Below are 2,344 nucleotides of genomic sequence, written 5' to 3' on the forward strand. Positions count from 1 at the left end.
GCCGGGAGTGGAGCGCCAATGATCGGCGTGGCAGGGAAAGAGGGCCTCCCACCGGTTCGCCCCAGCGGGCTCGTGGGTGCTGTGACCGCGTTGGGGCTGGCGTTCGGCAGGCGCCAAAGGGCGTTGCACGCGGGAGCTGGGGCTAGAACCATCACCCCGGTCGGGCAGATGGTTCTTTTCCTGCTCTTACTGGCTCGTCGGTTCGTCCAGGTCGGCGGGTGCGGGCGAGTAGTGCCCGATCCCTTCGGCGGTGAAGTAGCCGCCGGTGTAATGGCCGTCGTCGGAGAACATTCCGTGCGCCAGCGCGTAGACCTGGGCGGCGAGGTCGTCGGCGTCGAGATTTCCGTCGGTGTCCATGTGCGGGGTGAGGATGGCGCGGTGCCCGTTGATTTCGGCAGGGCGTGCTCGGTGGTCGCCCGCTCGGGCGTGGCTGAGAGCCTTGCGGGTGACGTCGTCGAACGTGCCGCTGATCGGTTCGGTCATGCTCGTGAGGGTGCCACGTCCGCTGCGGGCCGAAGGCCCGCGGAGAACGTGTGCGGCCTCTGCTGTGGATTGCGCGGGGGGTGTGAAATGTAGCGGGAGGCTCGCCCTTCTGGGCGAGCCTCCCGTGTCGGTGTCGGTCACAGGATGGTGAATCCGGTGAAGCGGTAGCGGCCGTGGTGGTCACGGACGATCGTGGCGGCCAGGGCGCGGTACCGGGTCCCCCAGGTGATGATTGCCGGGACGTAGAAGGTGGTGCGGCGGGGCTCGCGGACCGCCTGGGCGTGCTGGCGACGGATGGTCACGGTGGTGTTGGTCTGTGCGGCGGCGACGCAGTCGGCCGCGGCGTTGATACCGGCCAAGCCTGCGGCGGTGGCGAAGTGGCGGTCGAACAGGTCGCGCAGTCGTCCACGGCGGCCGTTGACGACGGCGAGTGCGACGGTGAGCATCTGGTGAATCGCCGCCCACTCCTGGCGGGTGGGGTCGAATCCGTCGCCCTCCGCGATGTCGGGGCGGTTCGTGCGGGGCGGCACGGTTTCGGCTTCCGTGCGCTGTGCGCCGATGGTGGCGACCATTTGGGTGAGCCACTCGCGGGCCGTGTGGGCGTCGACGTGAAGGCGGGACAGCTCGTCGTAGGCGGCGGTGATCTGCTCCCGTGCGGGTTCGAGCAGCCCGTTCGCGGCGCTCGGATGCGTGGGATTGGCGGTGCTGGCGGGCTCGATGCTGGGCAGTGCTCGCACCGTGAAGTCGGTGTCTGTGCTCATGGTGTTCCTCCTTGGGTTTCCGGGGGCGGTTTGCCCTCTCGGGGTGGGTCCGATCTACCGGCCCGCCGTGGGGTGGGCCGGTAGCGGGATTCAGTCGGAGCCGATGACGAGGCCGTCGACGCAGGCGATGCAGCAGCCTCCGGCGGACGCTGCGGTGATGATTTCGTTGCACATGGCGCAGCGGCGGGCCGGGTGGGCGAAGGCCAGGCGTCCGTTCTCGTAGTGCCACAGCATCTCGGTGCCGTCGTCGGCGTGCATGAGGCGGATCTCGGCCTGGATGAGGCGGTCCTCGGTCTCGAGCGTGAAGGCGTCGAGCACGGTGCCGGACTCTGCGGTCATGGTGTTCCTCCTTGGGTTTCCGGGGGCTTCCTGCCCTCTCGGTATGGCTCCAGTCTAGCACTAGTGGCACTAGTGGTAAAGGTCTTTCGGCACTTTGTCCACGTATTTTTCGGCATCTGACGTGCGCCGATGGGCTTCCCGCATAGGTCCCCCTTTCCCTGATACCGGCCCGATTGGTGTGGAGCGGACGGGGTCAAGAGAGGGAACGGCGGTGGAGCCAAGAAGGTCCGGGCGAAATAAGGGAGCGCAGCGACCGCGTCCGGGGCTTATTGGCGGAGCCGGCGCACCCGCAGGGTGCCGACCTTGACCCCGGCAGCGGAGCACCAAGACTGGCAGGGGCAGGGAAAGGGGCCCCGCCTCAGCCTCGTCGCCGCGCCGCTGACTGTGTGGAGTGGCCGAGGTCAATCCCGTGGACGATGAGCGTTGTGGCCCCGTCGTCAGCAGTTCGGACACGGATCTCATCCTCGGCGTAGGCCAGGATCTCATCGCCATTTGAGAAGTCGGACGGGATCACAGCGGACCACTGGAACAGCTTGCTGTCCACGAACTGGATTTCGTACCGGGTGGGGGAGGGCCTGGACCCGGGCTGCCCACCATGTTGCGCGCGGGAATGATCGTCAATCACGCGGACAGCAGTGAGGGTGGTTGACCCCCGCTTAGTCGTGAGCGGGGTGGCGTGCAGGTGCGTAATGGTGCCGCGGACGATCATGGGTCGACACTACTGGGTACCGAGCATGTGCCGCTTGTGCCGCTTGTGCCGC

At 67.6% G+C, this 2,344-nt stretch carries 4 protein-coding genes; all 4 read right to left on the reverse strand.

Annotated elements, in window-relative coordinates; genetic code table 11:
- Positions 1-186: 186 nt before the first annotated feature.
- The 4 genes from G6018_RS16380 to G6018_RS16395 all read right to left on the reverse strand — a co-directional run bounded on the left by G6018_RS16380 (position 187) and on the right by G6018_RS16395 (position 2,127).
- Positions 187-483 carry a hypothetical protein gene (locus G6018_RS16380; protein ID WP_182640196.1) on the reverse strand — a complete coding sequence of 99 codons (297 nt, stop codon included), beginning with the start codon at positions 481-483 and terminating at the stop codon, positions 187-189.
- Positions 484-620: 137 nt separating this feature from the next.
- The gene (locus tag G6018_RS16385) at positions 621-1,244 is read right to left on the reverse strand and encodes a hypothetical protein (protein WP_182640197.1); all 624 of its coding nucleotides are present in this window, start codon (positions 1,242-1,244) and stop codon (positions 621-623) included.
- A 90-nt stretch (positions 1,245-1,334) separates the two neighbouring features.
- Entirely contained in the window at positions 1,335-1,583 is a 249-nt protein-coding gene (locus tag G6018_RS16390; protein WP_152129165.1) for a hypothetical protein, read from the reverse strand.
- Between the two features lie 358 nt (positions 1,584-1,941).
- A complete protein-coding gene (locus G6018_RS16395) occupies positions 1,942-2,127 on the reverse strand; it encodes a hypothetical protein (protein WP_182640198.1) in 186 nt (61 codons plus the stop codon).
- Positions 2,128-2,344: the final 217 nt, after the last annotated feature.

Source organism: Dietzia sp. DQ11-44 (assembly GCF_014145205.1).
In the GTDB taxonomy this organism is placed as follows: Bacteria; Actinomycetota; Actinomycetes; order Mycobacteriales; family Mycobacteriaceae; genus Dietzia; species Dietzia natronolimnaea.

Bases quoted from the DNA above. Each gene is read 5' to 3' on its own strand.
- G6018_RS16380 (WP_182640196.1), bottom strand. From the start codon at position 483: ATGACCGAACCGATCAGCGGCACGTTCGACGACGTCACCCGCAAGGCT.
- G6018_RS16390 (WP_152129165.1), bottom strand. From the start codon at position 1,583: ATGACCGCAGAGTCCGGCACCGTGCTCGACGCCTTCACGCTCGAGACC.
- G6018_RS16385 (WP_182640197.1), bottom strand. From the start codon at position 1,244: ATGAGCACAGACACCGACTTCACGGTGCGAGCACTGCCCAGCATCGAG.